This is a genomic window from Neorhizobium sp. T7_12 (assembly GCF_002968535.1).
Lineage (GTDB): Bacteria > Pseudomonadota > Alphaproteobacteria > Rhizobiales > Rhizobiaceae > Neorhizobium > Neorhizobium tomejilense.
In genome coordinates this window covers 58,821-82,094 of the sequence record NZ_PVBK01000021.1, presented here as the reverse complement: position 1 = coordinate 82,094, position 23,274 = coordinate 58,821, and the positions used below count along the sequence as shown (strand labels likewise).

19 protein-coding genes and 1 pseudogene are annotated in these 23,274 nt (G+C 60.4%); 13 read left to right on the top strand and 7 right to left on the bottom strand.

Translation table 11 applies throughout. From position 1 onward, the window contains the following. Positions 1–362: 362 nt before the first annotated feature. The 6 genes from C5J26_RS28165 to C5J26_RS28140 all read right to left on the bottom strand — a co-directional run bounded on the left by C5J26_RS28165 (position 363) and on the right by C5J26_RS28140 (position 7,629). A complete protein-coding gene (locus C5J26_RS28165) occupies positions 363–1,358 on the bottom strand; it encodes an ABC transporter ATP-binding protein (RefSeq protein ID WP_105404780.1) in 996 nt (331 codons plus the stop codon). A 13-nt stretch (positions 1,359–1,371) separates the two neighbouring features. After that, the gene (locus C5J26_RS28160) at positions 1,372–2,343 is read right to left on the bottom strand and encodes an ABC transporter ATP-binding protein (protein WP_105404774.1); all 972 of its coding nucleotides are present in this window, start codon (positions 2,341–2,343) and stop codon (positions 1,372–1,374) included. 14 nt (positions 2,344–2,357) lie between these two features. Beyond that, positions 2,358–3,569 (bottom strand): ABC transporter permease, encoded by a 1,212-nt coding sequence (locus C5J26_RS28155; protein ID WP_105404773.1) that lies wholly within the window; start codon positions 3,567–3,569, stop codon positions 2,358–2,360. Then, positions 3,566–4,549: an ABC transporter permease gene (locus C5J26_RS28150; RefSeq protein WP_105404772.1), complete on the bottom strand. Its 984-nt coding sequence runs from the start codon at positions 4,547–4,549 to the stop codon at positions 3,566–3,568. Before C5J26_RS28150 ends, C5J26_RS28155 begins: the two co-directional genes overlap by 4 nt. Continuing rightward, entirely contained in the window at positions 4,549–5,952 is a 1,404-nt protein-coding gene (locus C5J26_RS28145) for a lyase family protein (protein WP_172746143.1), read from the bottom strand. The genes C5J26_RS28150 and C5J26_RS28145 overlap by 1 nt, the downstream gene beginning before the upstream one ends. Before the next feature lie 69 nt (positions 5,953–6,021). Further along, entirely contained in the window at positions 6,022–7,629 is a 1,608-nt protein-coding gene (locus tag C5J26_RS28140; RefSeq protein WP_245437455.1) for an ABC transporter substrate-binding protein, read from the bottom strand. A 123-nt stretch (positions 7,630–7,752) separates the two neighbouring features. Here C5J26_RS28140 and C5J26_RS28135 point away from each other — a divergent pair, with 123 nt between their 5' ends. From C5J26_RS28135 to C5J26_RS28125, 3 genes are all read left to right on the top strand, one after another. Beyond that, a complete protein-coding gene (locus C5J26_RS28135; protein ID WP_172724073.1) occupies positions 7,753–8,634 on the top strand; it encodes a LysR substrate-binding domain-containing protein in 882 nt (293 codons plus the stop codon). An 82-nt stretch (positions 8,635–8,716) separates the two neighbouring features. Then, complete coding sequence (locus C5J26_RS28130; RefSeq protein ID WP_105404768.1) at positions 8,717–8,914, top strand: hypothetical protein; 198 nt, start codon at positions 8,717–8,719, stop codon at positions 8,912–8,914. A gap of 4 nt (positions 8,915–8,918) precedes the next feature. Continuing rightward, entirely contained in the window at positions 8,919–9,422 is a 504-nt protein-coding gene (locus C5J26_RS28125; RefSeq protein WP_105404767.1) for an efflux RND transporter periplasmic adaptor subunit, read from the top strand. Between the two features lie 18 nt (positions 9,423–9,440). Here C5J26_RS28125 and C5J26_RS33750 read toward each other — a convergent pair whose 3' ends face one another. Further along, positions 9,441–9,914: a hypothetical protein gene (locus C5J26_RS33750; RefSeq protein ID WP_371681959.1), complete on the bottom strand. Its 474-nt coding sequence runs from the start codon at positions 9,912–9,914 to the stop codon at positions 9,441–9,443. A 173-nt stretch (positions 9,915–10,087) separates the two neighbouring features. Between C5J26_RS33750 and C5J26_RS28115 the strand changes: the two genes are divergently transcribed. The 10 genes and pseudogenes from C5J26_RS28115 to C5J26_RS28075 all read left to right on the top strand — a co-directional run bounded on the left by C5J26_RS28115 (position 10,088) and on the right by C5J26_RS28075 (position 23,248). Beyond that, a complete protein-coding gene (locus C5J26_RS28115) occupies positions 10,088–10,597 on the top strand; it encodes an RNA polymerase sigma factor (protein ID WP_172746140.1) in 510 nt (169 codons plus the stop codon). A gap of 113 nt (positions 10,598–10,710) precedes the next feature. After that, positions 10,711–10,857: pseudogene (locus tag C5J26_RS33745) on the top strand (FecR/PupR family sigma factor regulator); the annotation flags it as partial. An 84-nt stretch (positions 10,858–10,941) separates the two neighbouring features. Continuing rightward, complete coding sequence (locus C5J26_RS28110) at positions 10,942–11,685, top strand: FecR family protein (RefSeq protein WP_245441304.1); 744 nt, start codon at positions 10,942–10,944, stop codon at positions 11,683–11,685. Positions 11,686–11,879: 194 nt separating this feature from the next. Beyond that, a complete protein-coding gene (locus C5J26_RS28105; RefSeq protein ID WP_245441303.1) occupies positions 11,880–14,447 on the top strand; it encodes a TonB-dependent receptor in 2,568 nt (855 codons plus the stop codon). A 79-nt stretch (positions 14,448–14,526) separates the two neighbouring features. Beyond that, entirely contained in the window at positions 14,527–15,321 is a 795-nt protein-coding gene (locus C5J26_RS28100; RefSeq protein WP_105404764.1) for a hemolysin, read from the top strand. A 12-nt stretch (positions 15,322–15,333) separates the two neighbouring features. Then, complete coding sequence (locus C5J26_RS28095; RefSeq protein WP_105404763.1) at positions 15,334–17,187, top strand: type I secretion system permease/ATPase; 1,854 nt, start codon at positions 15,334–15,336, stop codon at positions 17,185–17,187. After that, positions 17,174–18,487: an HlyD family type I secretion periplasmic adaptor subunit gene (locus tag C5J26_RS28090; protein ID WP_105404762.1), complete on the top strand. Its 1,314-nt coding sequence runs from the start codon at positions 17,174–17,176 to the stop codon at positions 18,485–18,487. The genes C5J26_RS28095 and C5J26_RS28090 overlap by 14 nt, the downstream gene beginning before the upstream one ends. Before the next feature lie 650 nt (positions 18,488–19,137). Further along, positions 19,138–21,252: a ParB/RepB/Spo0J family partition protein gene (locus C5J26_RS28085; RefSeq protein WP_105404761.1), complete on the top strand. Its 2,115-nt coding sequence runs from the start codon at positions 19,138–19,140 to the stop codon at positions 21,250–21,252. 73 nt (positions 21,253–21,325) lie between these two features. Continuing rightward, complete coding sequence (locus C5J26_RS28080) at positions 21,326–21,982, top strand: hypothetical protein (RefSeq protein WP_105404760.1); 657 nt, start codon at positions 21,326–21,328, stop codon at positions 21,980–21,982. 75 nt (positions 21,983–22,057) lie between these two features. Further along, positions 22,058–23,248: a DUF932 domain-containing protein gene (locus C5J26_RS28075; protein WP_105404759.1), complete on the top strand. Its 1,191-nt coding sequence runs from the start codon at positions 22,058–22,060 to the stop codon at positions 23,246–23,248. The last annotated feature ends 26 nt before the right edge of the window (positions 23,249–23,274 follow it).

Genomic DNA, 23,274 nt, shown 5'->3' with positions numbered 1-23,274 from the left:
GCTCGCGAAGATCATTGGATAAAGGTGCCGTCATGAGATGCTGGCCTCCATCCAGCCAGCACCAATGAATCAGATCAAAACTGATTTGGGAATCGACCACGATTCAGAAAAAGGCGGAAACGCTCTAATCCCTCCCGACAGATTTCTCCGTTATGATTATTCGTTTTGAAATGTTCATCGACCGAATACGAAAGGACCAAGGCTCATGTTCCTTGCGGGTTGGGGCACTACAATCTTGGGGCGGCGGTCACAGTCGATATCATCGATCAGGGTGTCCTTTTCCGAAGTGCTGGCATGGCAAAGCGTTTTGCTTCTTCGATCGTCACCTCCGATCGCAGGCCCTGCGCGGCAAGCTTCTCTGTTTACAATCTCTTGGAATGCGGCTCCACATTTAGGCATGCATGGACATGCCCGGGTTCGATTTCTCGCAACTCGGGCCGGACCCGATGGCAATGGTCGGTCACCATCGGACAACGCGGATGGAAGTGACAACCGGATGGCGGATTAAGCGGGGAGGGTATCTCGCCCTGGATCGGCATGAACCGCCGGCGTTGCGCCGAGATTTTCGGCATCCCGTCCAGCAGCATGCGCGTATAGGGATGCGTCGGCGATGCGAAAAGTTCCGACGTTTTGGCAAGCTCCACCACGCGACCAAGATACATGACGGCCACGCGATCGCAGAGATGGCGTATGACGCCGAGGTCATGGCTGATGAAGATCATCGCCAGGCCGCTATCACGCCTAATGTCCAGCAGAAGATTGATGATCTGCGCCTGAACAGACACGTCGAGCGCGGCCACCGCCTCATCACAGATCAGCATGTCGGGCTTCACAGCCAGCGCCCGGGCGATGCCGACGCGCTGACGCTGGCCGCCGGAAAATTGATGAGGGTAGCGGCCGACGCTGTCCGCCGGGAGGCCGACGCGCGCAAGGATGTCGACCACATAATCCTTCACCCGCGAGCGCGGCACCAGTCCGTGCAGGACCGCCGCTTCGCCGACGATCTCCCCGACGCGCAGGCGCGGATTGAGCGAGGACATCGGGTCCTGGAAAACCATCTGGACTTTCAGCGCGTCCCGCTTGCGCCTCAGGAAGCTGTCGTAATCTTCGCCGCGAAAGCGCCGTTCACCCGAAGAGGCTGGAAGAATCCCGGCGATCATCCGGGCGAGCGTCGACTTGCCGCAGCCGGACTCGCCGACGACGCCCAGCGTCTCGCCCTCGTTCAACGTCATCGAAACATTATCCACCGCGCGCAGGACGGCCGGCTGCCGGTTGCGCAGGAAATGGTCCGTGAAGTCCTGCAACGGTGAGCTTCCAACGGCAAAGCTGCGTGACAGGTCTTTTGCTTCGAAAATCATCTCGTTCACGGCATCAATCCTCGAATGGGTGATAGCACCAGATGCGGTGCGTCTCAGACAATTGCCTCGCCTGCACCGGTTGGCGGCAGATGTCCGTCATGCGCTCGCAGCGGTTGGCGAACGGACAGCCTTCGCCGAGCGTCAGAAGGGATGGCATGTTGCCGGGGATCTGCTTCAGTTTTTCTCCCGGCGCGTTGCGGGAGGGAACTGACTCGAGCAGCTTTCGGGTATAGGGATGACGGGCGGCGCCGATGATCTCCTCGGTCGTGCCGATCTCCATCATGGCGCCGGCATACATGACCATGATCCGATCGGCGAGTTCGGAAAGCGTCGAAAGATCGTGAGTTATCCAGATCATGCCGAGCCCTCGCTCGTCGATCTGGCGGCGGATCTGGTAGATGATCTGCGCCTGGATCGTCACGTCGAGCGCCGTGGTCGGTTCGTCGGCAATGATCAGGTCCGGCCCAAGAAGAAGCGCAATGGCGATGACCACACGCTGGCGCATGCCGCCCGACATCTCGTGCGGATAGGCGTTGAGCCGTTCTTCGGGCGATGGGATGCCGACTGATCGTAGCGCCTCAATGCAGCGATCGTACATTTCCTTGCGGGGTACGCTTTCATGGGCGCTGATCGCCTCGTACATCTGGTCGCGCACCCGCATCAGCGGGTTCAGCGTCATCAGCGGGTTCTGGAAGACCATGGCGATGCGGTTGCCGCGATAATGGCGCATCTCCTCGAAATCGAGGCCGGTCAGTTCCTGGCCGTCGAGGCTGATCGAACCGGATACGATGCGACCGGGCTCGTCGATCTGGCCCATGATCGACATCCCCGTCACCGATTTGCCAGACCCGGATTCGCCAACGATGCCGAGAACCTCGCCGCGGGCGACTTCGAAGGAGATGTCACGTACCGACTTGATGGTGCCCTTGCGGGTGAAGAACCAGGTATTGAGGCCATCGACCTTGAAGAAAAACGTGTCGCTCACTGTCCGGCCTTCCTCTAGCGGTCGAGCCGCGGATTGTTGAGATCGCGCAGACGGTCGCCGAGCAGGTTCATGGCAACGATCATCACCAGGAGCACGACGCCGGGATAGATGCTGATCCAGTATTTCTGCGAAAAGATGAACTCATAGCCGCTGGCGATCAGCATGCCGAGCGAGGGCCGCGTCAGGGGCAGGCCGACGCCGAGGAAGCTCAGCGAGGACTCCATCGATATCGCCGCGGCAATGTTCAAGGTAAACAGCACGATGATCTGCGGCATACAGTTCGGCAGGACATGGCGCAGCATGATGCGCACCGGCGAAAGACGCAGGCAGCGGGCCGCCTCGACATATTCCTTGCCGAGTTCGCTCATGGCGAAGGAGCGCGCCGTGCGGGCATAATAGGACCATTGCACGATGACGATGGCGAGCACGACCTTGCTGACGCCATTGCCGAGAATGGCGAGGATCGCGAGGCCGATGAGCAGCGCCGGCAGGCCGAGCATGAAGTCCACGGCGCGCATGATGATGGCGTCCGTCACCCCGCGCTGCCAGGCGGCGAACAAGCCGAGTGCGGTCCCGAGCACCATGGCCGCACCCGCGGCCACCAGCCCGACCACGACGCTGATGCGGATGCCGTAAAGGATGGCCGAGAGCATGTCGCGGCCGAAATTGTCCGTGCCGAGCCGAAAGACGAAATCGGTTTCCTGATCGAGCGATTTGGCGATCGCGAGCAGCGTGAAGCTTGCCGGCAAGGAGGTCGCGGAGGTGATCCTGACCTCACTGCTCTTGGGATTGTCGATCGTCCACCAAGGCTGGATCGGATGTTTCTTCGCACCCTCGATCGTCGCACCGTTCGGCAGGTTGCGGACCTGCAGGCTCCCGAGCCTGGCGGCCGTGGGTTCGACGCTGACAGTCAGACAGTTCGGACCACACGAAGAGGCCGCCAAAGAAAGCCGGGTCTTCGTCGGTGAGGCAGGCAGGACGGTGATCGCGCCATTGTTGACGCGGATATTGACGCGGACCTCCTCTCCCGGAAGCATCCGCTTCGAGCCGGTCGGCTTCAATGCGTCGGAAAGCTGCAGATGCGTCAGGTCATACGGGTCGGTCGGCGCAAGTAACGGCGCGAAAATGGCACAGAACACGAAGACGAGGCTCACCGTCAGACTGATGACAGCGGAACGGCTTTCGGCAAAGCGCCGCGCGAAATCCTGAAAACTCGCGATACTCATGCCGCACGCCGCCTCAGAACGGATTTGACGCGGGGATCGATGATCATGTGCAGAATATCGACGATGAAGTTGATGGCGATAAAGAGCAGCGCCGTATAGGTAAGCTGGGCTACGATCATCGGCCGGTCGAGCACTTTGATGGAATTGATGAGCAGCTTGCCCAAGCCCGGCCAGGAGAACACCGTCTCAGTGATGACGCCATAGGCGAGCAGATTGCCGAGTTCGATGCCGGTCACAGTAACGAGCGGCACCAGCGCGTTGCGGAGAATGTGGCCGACCACCACCGACCTGCTTCGCACGCCCTTGGCATAGGCGAACTTGACGAAGTCAAGCCGACAGATCTCCATGGTCGCGGCCCGCGTCACGCGCATCAGCAGAGACATTTTCAGGAGCGCCAGGCTGAAGGCCGGCATGATGACATGCGACCAGCCGTCGAGCGTCCAGAGGCTGGAGGTGATGCCGAAATGGGTTGCCAGTTCACCGCGATCGCCCACGGGCAGGATCGGCAGGGCGATGCCGAATGCGACGATCAACAGCATGCCCTGCCAGAAGGTCGGGATACTGACCCCGATCAATGAGAAGGCCATGATGCCGCGCCCGAGCAGCGATTGCGGCCGCAACCCGGCATAAAGGCCGGCGGGAATGGAAATGCCGACGGCAAGAATGAAGGCGACGAGGCCGAGCTCCAGGCTGGCTGGCAGGCGCTGCAACAGGATGCCCACGACCGGCTCCTTATAGACAAAGGATGCCCCCCAGTCGCCTTGCACGGCATTGCCGAGGAAGATTACGTATTGTTCCCAGAGCGGTTTGTCGAGGCCAAGCGCTGTGACGGCCGCCACCCGGTCGGCCTCGGAAGCCTCCGACGAGATCAGGATATCCACTGGATTGCCGATCAGGCGGACGCCGACGAACAGGACGATCGACATGATCAGGACGACGATGACGCTCTGGAACAGCCGCTGCAGCACGAAGGACAGCATCAGCTTTCGGCCTTCAGATAGACGTTGATATGGCGCTGCTCGGCTGTCGGGAGGGTGCCGCTGCCGATATCCCGGACAAGCGCACCGAAATGCAAGGCGTATTCGACGCAGATTCCTCCCGCGCTGCCGGCCGCCAGGCGGTCTTCTATGGCGGCGCGCACCGTTTCGCCGCCCGGCAGGCGCGCCAGTTCTTCCATGAACGGCGCAGCGCCGCTCGCAGCTGCCATGGCTGCCTCATGCACGAGTTCATGGCCCCTGTGCTTGCCGATGAGGCCGCCCAGCTGCATCATGGCAAACTCGCCGAAGATGGCGCCACCGGACAGGTCCAGATTCACCCGCATTCGCTGCTTGTCGATGATCAGGTCACGCACCAGAAGCTCCGTACGCACGACTATCTCGGAGACGGCCGCGATCACCTCGACCAGTCCGTCCTCGAACATCTGGTTGGCGCTGCCATCCGACTCGAACGGGCGATGGGCGCTCGCCATGAGCATTCCCGCACAGGAATAGAGCTTGTTGCTGTTGGCGATGATGCCGTAGCAGAGGATCGGGTTGATCTTTTGCGGCATGGTGGACGAGCCGATCGAGCCTTCCACGCGGCCCTCGCTGACCTCGCCATATTCCTCCGACGAGCTCAGATAGACCTCTTCCGCGATCTTGTGGCAGATCGACGCCATCAGCGTCAGGGCATTGACGTATTCGCAGATATGCGTGCGGATCGCCCGCGAGGGAATGGCCATTTCACTCATGCCGAGCAGAGCCGCCACCCGTGACTGGAAAACCGGCCCCTGCCTGCCGAGCGCCGAGAAGCAGCCGACCGCTCCTCCGCTCATGACTGCGAAGGCCCGCGCTTCCGCTTCTTTCAGCCGATCCATGGCCTGCAGGAATTCTTCGATCCACACGGCGACCTTGAAACCGAAGGTGATCGGCACGGCATGCCGATAATGGGTGCGCCCGGCCATGATCGTGTTGGCATGGGCGCGGGCATGGCCGCCGAGATGGCGAACGATATCGTTGAGAAACCCGTCGATGACGACCTGGGCGCGTTTGGCAAGCAAAAGCAGCCCGGTCTGGATGACGTTCTGGGTGGTGATGCCCCAATGAACGTAGCCACCGTGTTCAGGTCCGGAGATCCGGACGAGTTCATTGATGAGCGGCATCAGCGGGTGACGCGTGGTTCGATAACCCGCGTCGAGGCGCTGCAAGTCGAGCAGCTCGCAACGGCAATTGTCGGCGATCACCTTGGCCGACGCCGCCGGGATCATCAGCAGTTCCCCCTGTGCCAGCGCGACCGCGCGTTCGACATCGAGAAATGCCTGGTACATCGCCGTGGATGCGAATGCGTCCCGCAGCCCCCGATAGTCGTATTGCGACGTCAGAGCGTCATTGAATTCAGCACCCATCTTACGCCTTGCTTTCATGAAATTGGCGGCAAGGCCGGTTTGGGATCCCGGCCTTGCCGATATCGCGCCTCATTCCGGACGGGCGGTATAGAAGATGTTGGTCAGGTTGGTATTGGCCTCGTAACGGACGCCATTGCGGACACCCCAGACGCCGAACTCGTGATAGAGCGGCACGTAACCGTCGTCCTTCTGGACCTGCGCCACGGCCGAACGCAACAGTTCCTCCCGCTTGACATCGTCCAGCGTCGATTGGGCGTCTTCGAGCGCCTTGTCGGTGATCTTGCTGGAATAACGCCCGCGGTTCGCGCCGCCCCAGCCCTTTTCCGGATTGCGCGAGCCGGCGAGATTGATCATCTGGCTCAGGCCTTCTCCCGTATCGGCGGCCGCGCCGGCAAGGTAGAGGCTGTATTCATAGGCGCTCGCCTTGGTGAAGTAGATGCTGAAGGGGAAGGTCTCCAACGTCACGTTCAGGCCGATCTGAGAAAGCATGGCGGTTATGGCCTGGGCGACCTGCGCGCCGTTGACATAACGGTCGCTCGGGGCGTTCAGCGTCAGCGAGAAGCCATTCGGATAGCCCGCTTCCGCCAGCAGTCGCTTGGCCTCGGCCGGGTTGTAGGCATAGGGTTGCAGGTTTGGATCGTGACCGAATACGCCGTCGACGACAATCTGGCTTGCAGGCTGAGCCATGCCGCCCATCACGGTTTCGGCAATCTGCTCGCGGTTGATCGCCAGGTTCAGCGCCTTTCGGACCCGTGGATCGAGGAAAGGGTTCTTGCCATCCGTGCCGGAGACCTTCGGCGTCTTTTCCTGGCCCTGGTCGGGCAGAAGAAAAATCAGAAGCGTCGACGGCATTGAGGCGAGATGATACTTGCCGGAGGTCTGGATGCTGTCGACGCTGTTGATCGGGACGGCGTTGATGACGTCGACCGAACCGCCGAGCAGCGCCGCAATACGGGCACTGTTGTCCGGCAAGGACTTGACCAGAACCGTTTCATAGCCTGCAGCCGCGCCGTAATATTGCGGGTTGCGCTCAAGCTCGATCTCGACATCCGGGGTGAACTTCTTCACCCGGTAGTGACCTATGCCCGCAGAGGTCTTGCCGCCGTTGAAATCACCCGTCGCCAGCCAGTTGTCGTTGCCGCAGTTCTTTTCGTCATAGGTCAGCATTCGGCCGGTCGGATTTTCGACGATACCGATATAGCTCAGGTTGCGCAGAAGGTTCGGATCCGGCTTCTTGGTCTCGATCTCGATCTTTCCGCCGCCGGCATCCCTGATGTTTTTGACGGTTGAGATGAAGCTGCTGAAAAGGCCAGGACTGTTCGGTACGTTGCGCACCCGGCAGAGCGAATAGACAACGTCATCGGCACTCAGCGTCTTGCCGCTGTCGAACCTGGCCTTGGGCTCCAGCGTCACGACCCATTTGGTATCCCCCTGAATTTCCCAGGATTTCGCCAGCCGCGGCTCCACCTCGCCGTTAACCCCGTTGGCGTAGACCAAGGCGTCGGAAATGTTTTCGCGCAGGTCGAAATTGTAGCCGGCGCGATGGAAATGCGGATCGACGGACGTTGCCAGCGCCGAAAGGCCCACGCGCAATTGCTTCGCAGATGCCGGAAGCGACGAAAGCACGGTTCCGCCGGCGAGTGTCAGGCACATCAATGCCAATGATGAACTTTTCATGGTCCTCCCCCACTTTGTTCAGGTTCTAGACCCTAGCGCCGCCGCCGCCGTCGAAAAATCGAATTTTTCTCCGCTCGATTGAGTATTTCTCAATCAATTCGTATAACGATGCAGGAGGAGCCTATGACGGGAAAACGCAGACGCGATCTACCGCCCATGACCTCGCTTCCTGTATTCGAAGCGGTCGGCCGGCATGCGAGCATCGCCAAGGCGGCGCAGGAGCTTTGTCTGACACCCGGTGCAGTCAGCCGGCAGATCCAGAACCTCGAAGCCTTCCTGGGATCCGAACTGTTTGAACGCATGCATCGCAAGATCGCCCTCACTCCGGCCGGAGAAGTCTACTGGGCCAGGATCCATGCCTCTCTCGGTGATATTCGCGCGGTCACCAGCGATATTTCCATCAGTATAGAGCAACGGCCGCTGGTGATCGGAAGCCCGCGCGTTTTCCTGCAGAAATGCATCATGCCGGCACTCGGCAGTCTTTATGCACGGCATCCCGACATCCATGTGCGCTTCGTGACCGGCAATCAGGACACGGAGGCTCTGGACGGCATGATCTATGTGGGCAAGCCGATGAACCGCACGGGTTTCCTCTGCGAGGTGCTGGCCGACGCCAACCTCATGCCCATCTGCAGTCCAGCCTATCTGCGCCGCGCGCCGCCGCTTGAAACACCGGATGACCTTGAGCGGCACGTGCTGCTGCGCTCCGCAGAATTCACCCGCAACTGGGAGCTGTGGCTCGGAATTCGCGCCGCGCGGGTATTCGCGAACGCTCGCTTCATCGATCTGGAGAGTTCAGGCCTCGAGCTGACGGCTGCGATTGAAGGGCTGGGTATTGCCATAGTGCGCGAGAAGCTTGTCAGGCAGGAACTGGCGGAGGAGCAGCTCATTCCTCTCTTTGCTGACCACACGGTGCGGGAACACTACGCCTTCGTGTTCGCCGAACCGAAACTAAGGTCGGAGAGTTTTCGTGCGCTCCGGAGCTGGCTGAAGAATGCAGTGTGAGTAGGACTCAAGCAATCCGGCTAGACGCCGCAGTTGATCGAGATCATTGCGCGTATCGCGGCCGAGGCGCAGCAAAGATAGCATGAGCTCTCTCCATCCCAACCGCAGGGAACGCATATGCGATCGCCTGGTGGCCAAGGCCAATATTGGCGACGCCAAAGCGCAACAGCAACTGCAGTCAACCATATTGGACTTCTACACCTTCGCGGCGCCGTACGATGCCATGGTGACCACGCGCCTCAGGGAACTCGGCTCGGCGCTCGGCGCTCGGCGCCGGTGAACCGGTGTTCACGCTGATCGACCCAAAGACCGTGTGGGCGCTCGCTTACGTCGACGAGAGCAAGGCCGGCGAGATCACCGTCGGCGAACCCGCCGAGATCGTGCTGCGTTCTCAGCCTGGCAAGCGTATCGCCGGCCACGTCGCGCGCATCCAGCCGGAAAGCGACCGGGTCAACGAGGAGCGGCGGGTCGAGATCACGTTCGACACGCCGCCCGCCGACTTGTATCTCGGTGAGCAGGCTGAGGCCCACATCACGACCGTTCGGATTCCGCAGGCCCTATTGGTCCCGGAGGCGGCCATCATCGGCCTCGGCAAAAATCAAGGGACCGTATGGACCGTCGAGGATGGATCCCTGGAGCAGCGCAACGTGACACTTGGGCACCGGTTGCTCGACGGTCGTATTGAGATCACCGGTGGTGTCCCCGAGCACGCCCTCATCCTCACGACATTGCGCAGTGGACTGCGCATCGGCCGTGCCGCGAAGGTCGCCGAAGGGACAAGTCGATGAATCTGGCCTACCGGGACATCAAGAACAATCTCCTGCGTTTTTCAATGAGCAGCCGCAACGGCCTGCTCGTCGATATTTGCGCGGGCATAGATCTAATTCGGCACTTGTCTCCGAAATCGCCGAGGCGGAGCCGGACTTTTCCGGCGGCGCGCTTCCGACGATCAGGCCGGTTGTCGTCAGCACGACCGGCACGAAACCGACGGCGATCACCATGGTTGCGCCGAGAACTCCGAAGAGGCTTTCGCAATAGGCGGCGACCGACATCAGAAACATGCCCGCAGAGTTTATCACCAGGCCCAGCCACTCATGGTCAAAAAGATCGGCTACCGGCCGGGCTCTGCCCTCAGGTCGGGTTTGTGTGGAATGAGCTTGCCAAAAGCTGTAGTCCGCAATCGGCGCCAAAAAGGCCGGGCCGCTGGTTGCTCCGCATACCTTGCCGTCCCGCATCTGATATCCGGTAAACAGAAATAACGTCCGCTTTGTCGAGTTCATCGACTACCAGCCCAAGGAATCATGATAAATACACTCAAGTTTATTGGCGGCGATCAGTAGGAGTGATATAGCTCCTGCAAATCTTGTCGATTGATCGAAATTTCGGATTGAGAACAGTCGATCAACTGCGCCGACAGCGCCTGCAAGACTGCATATGTTTTGAGTATCTTGGAATGGGTATAGGAAAAAATGGCGAGCGGTACGCAATGTACCTGCAAAATCGCAAGGCGCTTGTCGACTACGCGACGCCGCTCGTTGGTTCGAGGGCTGAAGCCGAAGATGTTGTCCAGGACGCCTACCTGAAATTCGTCCCCGGCGAAACTGGCGAAAGCGTTTCGCACAAGGGATATCTCTTTCAGATCGTCCGCAATCTTTCCTTCAACAGGCGGCGGCGCAGGAAACTTGAAGAATCGGTGGCGTCTCCTGACATTCCGTGGTGGGCATTGCCGATGCCCAACGATACGCCTGAAGATAGTCTGCTTTTTCATGAGCGCGTCAAAACGGTCGCGGCAACTGTCGATGCCTTGCCGGAACGAGCCAGGCTGGTGTTGCAAATGTACAGGTTCGACGGCCTCTCATTGAAGGAAATTGCCGAAATTCTCAATCTCTCCACAACCTCGGTTCATCGACTGCTCAACGATGCAATGAGGATGATCAAGGAAGAAATGTCGCGCGGGCCCTGAGTTGAGGAAAGGCCCTCGAGAAAAAAACATGCGCCCCTGGAAATTTCGAGCGGGTTGAGTGTCTATAGAGTAAGAACAGGGAACAACGCTCTGCGTGATTTAAAGCTGGCAGTATGACCATCGATTCAAAAACGAGGACGCTGTCCGACCAGGCGACGGATTGGCTTATCCTGATCCGTGAAAGCCCAGAGGATCCGAGCCTGCGATCGGCATTCGAAGCCTGGCTCCTTGAGGCACCGGAGCACCGGCGCGAGTGGCAGGAAACCTGCGAGATGTGGCAGGCGTTGGGGCAGATGCCACCAGCCGTTCGAGAAGCCTTACCGCTCACCGCAGGCGCACCGCCCATGCGCCGATTCAGCCTGACCTCCAGACTTGTGGGCGCTGCAATCTTCACCGGCACGGCACTCTGTCTTCTGCTCCTGGCCGGTCCCTCACTGCTTATCCGGCTGCAGGCGGATTATGTAACGGACACGGCCCAAAGCCGAAGTATAACGCTTGAAGACGGAAGCTCCGTCGTGCTTGCAGCCGATAGTGCCATGGCGCTGGCATTTTCCGGCGACAGGCGTGGCGTCATCCTGCTCAAGGGAGAAGCGTTCTTCGATATCGCGCCCGAAAAGACGCGACCGTTCACTGTCGAAGGAGGTGGACTGAAGGTCGAGGTTCTGGGAACCGCCTTCGACGTCCGCGTCGGTGGCGATGAGACGGCGGTCGCCCTCGCTCGTGGCGCGGTCAAGGCTTCCCCCGACAGAGCCGGCGCGACGGAACACGTGCTTGCCCCCGGGGGCATGTTGACGCTTGATCACGCAAGTGGTGGCGTTACGGCGTCCGCCGTCGCTATCGCCGATATCGGCTCCTGGAGGCAAGGCAGGCTCTTTGTCGTCGACCAGACAATCGGTTCGGTCATCGAACAGATTCAGCGCTACCATCCGGCTCTGATCTCCATCCCCGACCGGAGCCTTGCGAACCGGAGAGTGAGCGGGATCTACGACCTGAACGCCCCCGATCAGGCCCTCGGTGCACTGGTCGACCCGTATGGCGGAAAAGTTCGCAAAATATCCGATTACGTCCGGGTCATATCCCGCCTCTAAACAAAGTTGATAATAATATTCATGATTTAGCGGAAAAGTGAAAGTTTCCGCGGAAATCTGGCATTGCCCAATTGTCTCTAAGTCGAAGGCCCCCCGGATGGCGGGCTGAAGACGGAGAGACTTGGGGTATTATGGCATTCGGGGCGGACGCAAGGGCAATTCGTAGCAGGGGCAGGGGGCTCCTCTGCAGGGTGATGTTGTGGAGCTCCGCCTTCACTGTCTTGTGGCTGGCAGGTTATGCCGTTGCACAGGACCAGACCGGCGGAGCGTCACCGACGACAAGTCGGGCAGACACGCACAACTTCGACATTCCAGCGCAACCGCTTGCCGGCGCCTTGTCTGCCTTCAATCGCCAGTCCGGCTTTCAGGTTACGCAGGCCTCGAGTGATGCGCCGAGAGGCATTACCGTCAACGCGGTGCGCGGCACCATGTCGCCGCAACAGGCGCTGGCGCAGATGCTGGCCGGAACCGGCATACCCTTCTGGTTTACGGGGAACCGGGCGGCGTTGATCGGTGGCCAGCATTCGGTCAGCACGGACGCCGCGGATGAAAGTTCCACAGTTCTGGCGCCGATCATCATCAGGTCAGCTCGACGGGCAAATACGGGATCGGGTTTTCAGGGAACGCCGGACTGGGTCTATGAAACACCATCGAGCGTCAGCGTCGTATCGCGCGAAGCGATCAAGAAGGCGCCATCGCGAAATGCCCGCGATCTTCTCGATAACGTCGCCGGCGTCCTGGTCAACCGCTCCGAAGGCCAGAACCCGGGCATGAGCATCAACATCCGCGGCCTTCAGGATCAGAACCGCGTGGTCACGATGATCGATGGCGCCCGACAGAACTTCCAGCGCAATGGTCATGGCGCAAGCCAGCGGACCTATGTCGATACGGCATTCATTCGCGAAATCGATATCGAGAAAAGCGGCGTTTCCGGCGTCGGTGGCGCGGGGGCGCTGGGCGGGTCGGTGAACTTCCGCACGCTTGTTGCAGACGACCTCATTGAAGGCGAAAAAGATTGGGGTCTCGAAGTCAACAGCACTGTCGGCAGCAACGGATTCAATTTCGACGGATCGGTCGTCGGCGCAGTTCGCCTTTCGGAAGACTTCTCGCTTCTTGGCGGTGTGAGCCACAAAAATATCGGTGCGTACAAGATCGGCAAGAACGGCGATGTCGAACTGACTGGCGAGGTGACGGATGGTGACGACACGTTGGTATTCACGGGCCAGGAATCGACCAATACCTTCTTCAAAGCCGAGGGCAATCTCACGGACGACCTGAACTTTTCGCTCTCCTGGTTGCGCAACGACTCGCAGTCGAGTCAGGGAGCAGCGGAAAACACCGGCGCCGGCGGCGAAGATATCCAGGATGTCGTCAACAACACGCTCACGACAGGTTTCGAATGGGATCCGGACAGCGAGTTGATCGATCTTAAGGCCCGGTTCTGGTACAATCACACCCAGAACGACGAAATGCGAAACCGCGTCTATAACGGGGAAGACTGGACCCTGCCGGTCGATTACCGGTTGGCCACCTATGGCGCCAGCATCGAAAACACCAGTCGCTTCAACACCGCAACCGGGCTGCTCTCCCTCAATTACGGCGTCGAAGCCTTTCAGGACGACGGCCAGTCCAGCACGCCATTCATGGTCCAGGACGGCATCGATTATTCATTGACCTATACCGGCACCAACCCGGCAGGCCGTCGCGACATGATCAGCGGATTTGCCAACGCGACGCTGGAGCATGACGATTGGCTGATGGTTTCGGGCGGCCTTCGCTATGACTATTATCATCTTCGCGGCTCGACGTCGTTTTATGGCTCGCAAACGACCACGACGCCGCGCGTTTGCCTCCAGTGGAACGCTGCAGGCACAATTTGCAGGAGGTGGGGACCTGGCGGCACCGTTACCACCTACTACCCCGTGGAAACCGATATCGACCGTTCCGGCGGAGCCTTCCTGCCAACCGCGATGATCGCGGTGAAGGCGACCGACTGGCTGCAGCCTTTCGCAAAATATTCCCGCAGCTATCGTCCCCCGACGGCGATGGAGTCGCTGTTCAGCGGCGCGCATCCGAACACGACGCCCATCCAGTATGCCCCAAATCCCTTCCTCGAGCCGGAAAGCGGCAATACCTACGAGCTCGGCGCCAATATCTCGCTCGATGGCATGTTTTCCGGCGATGATACGCTGCGGATGAAGGCCGTCGCCTTCTACCGTGAAATCGACGATTACATTTCCTTCGGAACGAACGTCTATCGTCCTGAAACGGCGATGGACTACGATTCTTTCGTGAACCTCGATGGCACGACCCGCATGAAGGGGCTTGAACTTGAGGCGAATTACGATGCCGGTTCCTACTATGTCGGCGGTTCGTTCACCTGGCTGGATGCGGAATTCCCCACCGCTTACAGCTACAACGGTCAGTCTTTCGACGCTGCACCTGCCGCTCTCTTCGTACCTCCCAAGACACGGTTTACCGTCAACGCCGGAGCACGCTTCCTGGAAGAGAAATTGACGGTCGGCGCCCGCGTCACCCATGTCGGAGACAGCGAACCCGCCTACGGGCAATTGGCGGGCAACTACAAGACGGACAAATATACGCTGCTGGACCTTTATGGCTCCTACACATTCAACGAGACGACGACGCTCAGGGTTGCCGTCAACAATGTCGCCGACATCGCCTACGTTCCGGCGCTTGGCTATCGAACGCTTCCGGCACCGGGGCGGACGGCCACGCTCTCCCTCAACGTCAAATTCTAGAATTTCGGCGGCAGCCCTCTGTCGCGGATCCGGGGTTCGCCAAGGGGCGGACATTTGAACTAACCCAAGGAGAAAGCAAATGACTGCAGTCCTTTCATTGACATCGGCAAGCAGCGATCTGCTCTATTACTTCGAAGAGGTGTGGAGTGCCGGTTTTGCTCCGTACAATGGCAACGGTGCGTTTGATAATCCGACCAGCTCGACCCATACCAATTGGGGTGCGGGCAACACCGCCGACTACGGTGTGGTTCTTGAGGGGAGCCCTCTCGACTACGCGCAGGGCGGGCTGGCGGGTACCAGCGATCTCGACACGATGGAGTTTGGTACGGGCTACAGCTATAATACCGCATCAGGGTCGAGCTTGACCGGCGTCGATCTGTCGATCGATTTCGGCGGCGCCGCGCCAACCGGCACCTTCAATGAAGCGATTTACTCGCTCTCACACGGCGGCGCTCTCGAAGGCGGTACCTTCTTCGGCCAGTCCTTTGACGGGCTATACGACTATTTCGCGGAAGTCGGAACCGCACAGAACGGAACTTCCAGCGCGGATGCGCTTTACAGTTTTGAAGGCAATGATGTCCTCACGGGCAATGGCGGGCTCGACTCGTTCATCTTCGACCTCAGCGGCGCTGGCTTGCTCGATACGGCATTCTCGGTCATCGGCGACGACACGATCGCCGATTTCAACTATGCCGCAGGTGAGGGGATCGTCATCGGGTTGAACAATGCAGCCTACGACACCTATGCCGAAATCATCGCGGCGACATCTAACACAGCATCCGGCGCGGTGATCGATCTCGGTTCCTATGGATCGATCACGTTGACGGGAGTGACGGTCGCAAACCTGTCCGCCTCGAATTTCGAATTCGTCTAACGCGGATCAGACATGTTTGGCTCATCCAAGCAGGTACCGTCGCAGCCTCGTGCTGCGGCGGTCACCTTCAATCTCAAGCACAGCATTATCGCGATTGCCATGGTAAGCGGGATGATCAATCTGCTGGCGCTGACGTCGCCTTTGTTCATGCTGCAGGTCTACGACCGGGTATTGTCGAGCGGCAGCGTGCCGACGCTCGTCGGGCTCGCCGTTCTTGCGGCGGGACTTTATGCGTTCCAGTCATTGCTCGACATCCTCCGGGCGCGCGTGCTGTTGAGGATCGGCGAGCGGTTTGACGGACAAATGTCCCGCCGCGTTCATGACGCTATCGTGCGCCTGCCGCTTCTGACGCGGATGCCAGGAGACGGCCTGCAGCCGCTGCGCGATCTCGACAATGTCCGGGGATTTTTGGGCGGCGGCGGTCCAACGGCATTTTTCGACCTTCCATGGATGCCGCTCTACCTTTGGATCTGCTTCCTGTTCCATGTCTGGATCGGCGTCACCGCCCTCGTCTGCGCGCTCATCCTGATTTCGCTGACGCTCATCGGCAATGTGCTTTCGCAAAAACCGATCCGCGATACAATTACCCATAACATGGCGCGAAACGGTCTTATGGAGGCAGCCCGCCGCAATGCCGAGATCGTTCAGGCGCTCGGGCTTGGCAAGCGAATTTCCGCGCGCTGGCAAAGGACGAACACGGAATATCTTGCCGCCAATCGCAGAGCCGGCGATGTCGCGGGAGACCTTGGCGGGATATCGAAATCGCTGCGCATGGTGCTGCAATCGGCCATACTCGCGGTCGGCGCCTATCTCGTCATCGAACAGGAGGTCACGGCCGGGGTCATGATCGCCAGCTCGATCATGATGGGCCGGGCGCTGGCGCCGGTCGATCTTGCGATTTCCAGCTGGAAACCTTTCCTGTTGGGGCGACAGAGCTGGGCGCGCATCAAGATCCTGCTGGCCAAACTTCCTGAAGCGCCTTGCGTCATGTCGCTGCCAGCGCCGGAGCGCGAACTGCGTCTCGAGGGCATAACGATCATCCCGCCCGGAGAGAAGAAACCGACCGTTGCCAACATCTCGTTCACCGTAGAGGCGGGCAGTGCGCTCGGCATCATCGGCACCTCCGGTTCGGGGAAATCGACCCTGTCGCGCGTCATTGTCGGCGCCTGGCTGCCGGCCGCCGGAAAAGTCCGGATCGACGGCGCCAGCCTCGACCAGTGGGATCGCGAGAGGCTCGGACGTCATGTCGGCTACCTCCCGCAAGGCGTCGAGCTATTCGACGGGACGATTGCCGAAAACATCGCCCGTTTCGAGGACGAGCCGGATCCAGCCGCCATTGTCGCGGCCGCCAGGGCGGCCGGCGCCCACGACCTCATCCTGCGGTTCGAGCGCGGTTATGAAACGCCGATCGGTGAGGCAGGCTCAGCGCTTTCGGCCGGCCAGCGGCAGCGGATCGGCCTGGCGCGCGCCCTTTACGGCGATCCCTTCCTGGTCGTGCTCGACGAGCCGAACGCCAACCTCGATGCCGAGGGCGAAGCCGCCGTCATCCGGGCGATCGCGGCGGTGCGTGAGCGAAGAGGCATTGCCATCGTCGTGGCCCACCGCCCAAGCGCCATCGGCGCCGTCGATCATGTCCTGGTGATGGACGACGGTCGGCAAAAAGCCCTCGGGCCACGCGACGAGGTCCTTTCCAAGGTCCTGAAAGGGTCCCGGCCATCGGGACCGTCCGGCGACGGTTTCTTCTCGACCTCTTTCGGCATATCGCCCCTGCGGGTAATCGCAAATCCGGCGCATCCCGCGACCGAGACTATGGTTGCGGGCGGGCAAGATCATGCAGATAGCGAGGAACCCGATGTCCGACCTTGATCCGAATTTTTGTGTCTCCCGCTCGATCCGACGCCACCTGATGGTCGCCTTGCTGGCAAGCGCAGCCCTGGTCGGCGGGGCAGGAGCCTGGGCCTCCGTCACCAATCTATCCGGTGCGGTCGTCGCTTCGGGGCACTTTGTCGTCGATTCCTATGTCAAGAAGGTGCAGCACTCGACCGGTGGTGTGGTCGGCGACATCCGGGTCCGCGAGGGTGACGCGGTCAAGGCCGGCGACATCGTCATGCGCCTCGATGCGACCCAGACGCGCGCCAATCTAGCCATCGTGACCAAACGGCTGGACGAGCTTGCGGCCCGGTTGGCGCGGCTGGAGGCCGAACGCGACGATCTGGCGGCGATCGTCTTTCCCGACTGGCTGCTGGCACGTCGCGACAATGCCGATGTCGGTTCCGCGATCCATAGCGAAATTCGGTTATTCGACTTCCGGACCCAGTCTCGAAAAGGCAAAAAAGCCCAGCTTGCAGAGCGCATCACCCAGTACGAGCATGAGATAGAAGGCCTCAGGGCTCAGGAAGATGCATACCAGCAAGGGATCGAGGTTCTAGCCAAGGAGATAGGTTCCCTCACTGCCCTCAGGCAAAAGGGCATCGTCTCGGATCAGCGCTTGAACGGCCTCAAGACGCAGCTTGCGACCTATGGCGGGGAACGAGGGGAAAAGATCGCCTACCAGGCGCAGGCGGCCGGCCGGATCACCGAGACGCGGCTGCAGATCCTCCAGGTCGACCAGGACCTGAAAACCGAGGTTGGCAGGGAACTGCGCGAAGTGCAGGCCCAGTTCGGCGAATATGTCGAGCGCAAGATCGCCGCTGAGGACGAGTTGCGTCGGATCGACATCATCGCGCCTCAATCCGGCATCGTCCACCAGCTTGCCGTCCACACGGTAGGAGGCGTGGTCGCCCCTGCCGACCCGATCATGCTGATCGTTCCTGAAGGCGACGACCTGGCGCTCGAAGTGCAGATCGCGCCCAAGGATATCGACCAGATCCAGCCCGGTCACAAGACCGTGCTGCGCATGTCGGCTTTCAACTTGCGCACCACACCCGAACTGAACGGCTATGTCAGTCGTATCGCCGCGGACCTCACCGTCGACGAGCGCACCGGACGATCCTACTATCTGGTCCGCATATCGGTGCCGCACGAGGAAATCAGCAAACTTAAGGACCTGTCGCTTGTTCCCGGCATGCCGGCCGAAGCCATGATTGGGACCGGAGATCGAACCGCCCTTTCATATCTTGTGAAACCGCTTTCCGACCAGATCAACAGGGCGTTCCGAGAGGAATGAGGTCCTGCCGCTGACCTTTGGCAATGCCAACAAAAAACGAGGACCTTTGATGCACGACACCGTACTCGCCCCGGCAAGCCGGACAGACGGTTGAAGGCCGCGACGCGCGACGCGCATGAGCACCTCGACAGGTTTATCATGCGGGCGCCCGTTCGCCGATCGCGCGTTCTATGGCCGCTTTCTTAAGATGCAGTACCTCTTCCGTGGCGATCTTGGGGCCTTGTTCTTCAACCCGGTGCTTGAGCGCTCCTGCCGGATCTCGCCGCGCGGCCGCCGACGCCGCCTTCCGGCATGTCGCGAACCTGGCCAAGGAGTTCTTCGACGCGTAGCGATAGCGAGGCCGGAATCCGCGGGCCAAACAGCCGAAGGCCTGTCTCGATGGCCCAGGGACGTCGAAAAGAGCAGCCCGCGTCGGTTGGCCCATTTCTAGAGCATGGCATCGAGAGTTCCAACTCGGCCGGACCGAAGGTGGTTCCCAGAAACTGACGCATGCTTGAATGGCTCTTCCTACATCGGCGGCCGGAACGTGGGGAGGGATCGGCGCGGATTCACCTGTGGAGGGTTCCAGAGGGAGAGGAGGGAAGGGGATTCCGCGACGGATTGAGAGGGTTGGAGAGAGGCTCCAACCGGTCCGTCATGGAGAAACCGAAATGGCACAGGCCATCGACATCATCACCCTCAGTGCAGCCCGCGATATTCCCTTCAACAAGCTGGTGCTCAGCCAGCAGAACGTCCGCAAGATAAAGTCCGGCGTTTCGATCGAGGAGTTGGCAGAAGACATCGCCCGTCGCGGTCTTCTGACCGGTCTCAACGTTCGTCCTGAGCTTGATGGGGATGGCAACGAGACCGGCATCTACCGTATCCCCGCCGGCGGCCGGCGCTACCGTGCGCTTGAACGGCTGGTTTCCCAGAAGCGGTTGGCAAAAATCGCAGGCATCCCCTGTATCGTCAGCAAGGCGGACACGCTCGAGGTCGAGGACTCCCTTGCAGAGAACGTCCAGCGCGTCAGCCTGCATCCGCTCGACCAGTTCCGCGCCTTCCAGACGCTTCGGGAGCAGGGGCTTGGCGAGGAAGAAATCGCCGCGCGGTTCTTTGTCTCGGTCGCAACCGTAAAACAGCGCCTACGGCTTGCTTCCGTCTCCCCAAGACTTCTCGACTTCTATGCCGCAGACGAGATGACGCTTGAGCAGATCATGGCGCTTTCGATTTCCAACGATCACGTTCGCCAGGAGCAGGTCTGGGATGCGATCTCGCGCTCGCATAGCCGGGAGCCCTACTATATCCGACGCCTGCTAACGGAAATCGCGGTCCGTGCCGTCGACCGTCGCGCCGTCTATGTCGGCATCGACGTCTATGAAGCAGCCGGCGGCGTGGTGATGCGCGACCTGTTCGAGCAGGATCAGGGCGGATGGCTGCAGGATCCGGCATTGCTGGAACAGCTTGCCATGGAAAAACTCAAGGCTGACGCCGAGGCAGTCCGGTCGGCCGAGGGCTGGAAATGGGTCGAGACGGCCTTCGACTTCGCGTATGGCCACGCATCCGGTCTTCGCCGCGTCTACGGCACCCAGGTCGAGATGACCGAGGAGGAGGAGCTGGCGCGCCATGACGCCATCCGCGCCGAATTCGATAGGCTCGATGCCGAATATGCCGAGGCCAGCGAATATTCGGAGGCGATAGAACAGAAGCTCGAAGAGCTTGGCGCCGAATTGGATCGGCTGAATGACCGGCCGTATGTGTTCGATCCTGAAGATGTTCTCCGCGGTGGCGTCTTCATCTCGCTCGCCGCCAGTGGCAAACTCAAGATCGAACGCGGTTTCGTACGCCCCGAAGACGAGCAACGGGCAGATATCGCTTCAAGCGAGGCCGACGGCAGTGGAGACAGCAACTCGTCCGCAGCCGCGGCCGCTGCACCGAGCGAGGTGGTCGATCAAGCCGACGACGATGACGACGCAATCAAGCCGCTTCCCGACCGCCTTGTTCTCGACTTGACCGCGGCACGGACCATCGCATTGCGCAACGCGCTTGCCAACGATCCGCTCATGGCCTTCATCGCCGTGCTACATGCCTTCGTGCTGAAGACCTTCTATCTCTACGGTTCGGACTCCTGCCTGGAATTGACATTGCAAAGTGCTCGGTTCAGCCAGACCTCCGGGCTTGGCGACACTGTTTGGGCCAAGGAAATCGACCAGCGGCAGGAGGCCTGGGGGCATGATCTTCCCAAGGAGCCAAACGACCTCTGGGCGTTTCTGATCGCACTTGACGAGGTGAGCCGTCAGGCGCTGTTCGCGCATTGCGCCTCGCTGTCGGTCAACGCAGTTATCGAGCCGTGGAACAAGCGCACTCGCGCACTCGCGCATGCGGATCTCCTGGCCCGCTCGATTGGCTTCGGCATGATCGAGGCCGGCTGGGTACCGACGGTCGACAACTATCTCGGCCGGGTCACCAAGGTTCGCATTCTGCAGGCGGTCCGCGAGGCCAAAGGCGATCAATCGGCGGAGCTGATCGGCCAGCTCAAGAAGGCCGATATGGCCCGCGAGGCCGAACGGCTGATGACCGGCAGCGGCTGGCTTCCCGAACCTCTCCGTCTCGCCACAGAGGTCGCTTCCGTCGACGAGGCGACCAGCGCAACCGGCGAGGTTTCCAATGAGGGTGCCGACGAGACCAAGAAACTCGATCTTCCGGCATTCCTGACCGGCGATGCCAATGATGTGTCCACGCCGACGGACGAGATCGGCGAGCAGCAGCACCTCGACGCGGCCCGATAATCGTTTTTTGGGATCAACCCACGGCCCGGCTCCGAAAGGAGGCCGGGCTGCTTCCAGTTTCAGGAGCAGTTCAATGCCCGACTTTACGATCGAAACCACCTACCTTTTGCCGATTTTCCGGCATCGCACCTATCCTTCCGAGACGCTCGAGACGGCCTGCCGCGCGGCCATCGAGGACGACAATTGGGATATCGCCGAGAAAGACTACGAATCGTCCGGCGAAGTTCATGTCACCGGCGTCTGGCAAGGCACGCATAGCGCCTATACCGGCCCGTCGATGCCGGTGCCGCCGCAATTCGATGAAGCCGTCCAGCGACGTGCACGTCATTTCGAGATCCTGCTCGGCCTGCTGAAGATCTTCTTCGACGACGCGCATGCGGCGCGGCCGCCATCACCCGACTGGCTCACACGTTCGGCTTGGGAGATTGCGCGGGGCCAAGCCATTCTTGCCCGCGCGCCGGACCCCGATCAGCCTGTCGATCCAGCAAAGGCAAGCCATATCCTCGCTCGCCTACAGGAAGACCAGGTCCGCAATGCGATCGTCGCCGTGCTGGATGTCGACCGCAGTTTCGGTGCACTGTCGCCGGCGGCGGTGACCGACGACGAAATCCATGTGGCGTGCCTCAACATCGCGACAACGATGGATCTCTCCGACGTCGTCGGCAACGCCGAATTCCAGGCAGCATTTGCGGCGATCCGGGCAGCGCATCGGCGCCTTTATCCAGACTGACTGAAGACCATCCACTCCACTTCCTCGACCCAGCCCGGCCAATGCGCCGGTGCTTGTTTTTCAGGAGACACTCCAATGAACACTTTAACCCCCAGCACGCGGCCGGTGTCCTCCGGCTTTAAGGTCGATATCTCGCGCGGCGAACGTATCGGCCGGGTCTCGTCCGAATGGTTTTCCCGTCCAGACGACGAGCGGTTCCTGTCGTTGGCGGAGCTTTACGAAACCGTCCGGTCCCGGGCCGAGCGCGCGCATGCCCGAACCGTCGAAAGCGCTGCGATCCGGGTTGAGGCCACGCGTGACAATGCCGAGCGGCTCGACCTCGTCATTCCCGGCCGGCATCAGCCGATCGCGCCGACCCATTGGAGCTACGGCCAACTCTGCAGCCTTGTCGGCGCGCCGGCGACCTATCTGCGCCAGCTGCCCGCGCCGCTCGCGGCGATCAACCTGCAGCACGGCCTGCTCAATCATCGTGCGGAATTGGTAAAGACGCTCGAAATGGAGGACGGTCGTGTCGAGCTACGCGCGGTGACCGGCCCGGAATACGGGCGGATCTGGGACCATGAACTCGTGTCTGCGGTCAAGAAGATTGCCGGCAATGGAACCGGCGATACGATCTGGAAGGTGCCCGGCCTTCTCGACTGGGCCAGCATGACCCACAATCCATTCGTCGATATCTCCAAGGATACGACCACGCTCTATGCCTCGGATCGGGACGTGTTCGTGTTTCTCGTTGACGATACCCATCCCATCGAGGCCGGGCGGCTTCACAACGGAGAGCCTGATTTGTATTTCAGGGGCTTTTATGCCTGGAACAGCGAAGTCGGATCGAAGACGCTCGGCATCGCCTCTTTCTATCTTCGCGCCGTGTGTGCCAATCGGAACATATGGGGCAGCGAAAATTTCGAGGAAATCACCATCCGGCACTCGAAATTCGCGGCCGATCGTTTCGCCCAGGAAGCAGCACCCGCACTGACAAGCTTTGCCAATTCCTCTCCCGCATCGTTCGTTGCCGGCATCAAGGCAGCTCGCGAGCGCATTGTCGCGCGAGATAATGAGGATCGCCAGGCCTTCCTGCGCCGGCGCGGTTTCTCGAAAACGGAGACCGGCAAGATCATCGAAACAGTTCTTTCCGAAGAAGGCCGTCCGCCCGAGTCGATCTTCGATTTTGTGCAGGGCATCACCGCGCTGGCACGCGGAAAGACCAATCAGGACACGCGCCTGGATCTTGAAGGCAAGGCGAAAAAACTGCTCGAGAGCACCGCCTGACGATTTTCGTACGCGGTTGGGCTCTA

Bases quoted from the DNA above. Each gene is read 5' to 3' on its own strand.
- C5J26_RS28130 (WP_105404768.1), top strand. From the start codon at position 8,717: ATGAGCTCTCTCCATCCCAACCGCAGGGAACGCATATGCGATCGCCTG.
- C5J26_RS28095 (WP_105404763.1), top strand. From the start codon at position 15,334: ATGTTTGGCTCATCCAAGCAGGTACCGTCGCAGCCTCGTGCTGCGGCG.
- C5J26_RS28150 (WP_105404772.1), bottom strand. From the start codon at position 4,549: ATGCTGTCCTTCGTGCTGCAGCGGCTGTTCCAGAGCGTCATCGTCGTC.
- C5J26_RS28155 (WP_105404773.1), bottom strand. From the start codon at position 3,569: ATGAGTATCGCGAGTTTTCAGGATTTCGCGCGGCGCTTTGCCGAAAGC.
- C5J26_RS28110 (WP_245441304.1), top strand. From the start codon at position 10,942: ATGCGCCGATTCAGCCTGACCTCCAGACTTGTGGGCGCTGCAATCTTC.
- C5J26_RS28085 (WP_105404761.1), top strand. From the start codon at position 19,138: ATGGCACAGGCCATCGACATCATCACCCTCAGTGCAGCCCGCGATATT.
- C5J26_RS28100 (WP_105404764.1), top strand. From the start codon at position 14,527: ATGACTGCAGTCCTTTCATTGACATCGGCAAGCAGCGATCTGCTCTAT.
- C5J26_RS28140 (WP_245437455.1), bottom strand. From the start codon at position 7,629: ATGAAAAGTTCATCATTGGCATTGATGTGCCTGACACTCGCCGGCGGA.
- C5J26_RS28165 (WP_105404780.1), bottom strand. From the start codon at position 1,358: ATGATTTTCGAAGCAAAAGACCTGTCACGCAGCTTTGCCGTTGGAAGC.
- C5J26_RS28135 (WP_172724073.1), top strand. From the start codon at position 7,753: ATGACGGGAAAACGCAGACGCGATCTACCGCCCATGACCTCGCTTCCT.
- C5J26_RS33750 (WP_371681959.1), bottom strand. From the start codon at position 9,914: ATGAACTCGACAAAGCGGACGTTATTTCTGTTTACCGGATATCAGATG.
- C5J26_RS28115 (WP_172746140.1), top strand. From the start codon at position 10,088: ATGGGTATAGGAAAAAATGGCGAGCGGTACGCAATGTACCTGCAAAAT.
- C5J26_RS28080 (WP_105404760.1), top strand. From the start codon at position 21,326: ATGCCCGACTTTACGATCGAAACCACCTACCTTTTGCCGATTTTCCGG.
- C5J26_RS28090 (WP_105404762.1), top strand. From the start codon at position 17,174: ATGTCCGACCTTGATCCGAATTTTTGTGTCTCCCGCTCGATCCGACGC.
- C5J26_RS28075 (WP_105404759.1), top strand. From the start codon at position 22,058: ATGAACACTTTAACCCCCAGCACGCGGCCGGTGTCCTCCGGCTTTAAG.
- C5J26_RS28105 (WP_245441303.1), top strand. From the start codon at position 11,880: ATGTTGTGGAGCTCCGCCTTCACTGTCTTGTGGCTGGCAGGTTATGCC.
- C5J26_RS28145 (WP_172746143.1), bottom strand. From the start codon at position 5,952: ATGGGTGCTGAATTCAATGACGCTCTGACGTCGCAATACGACTATCGG.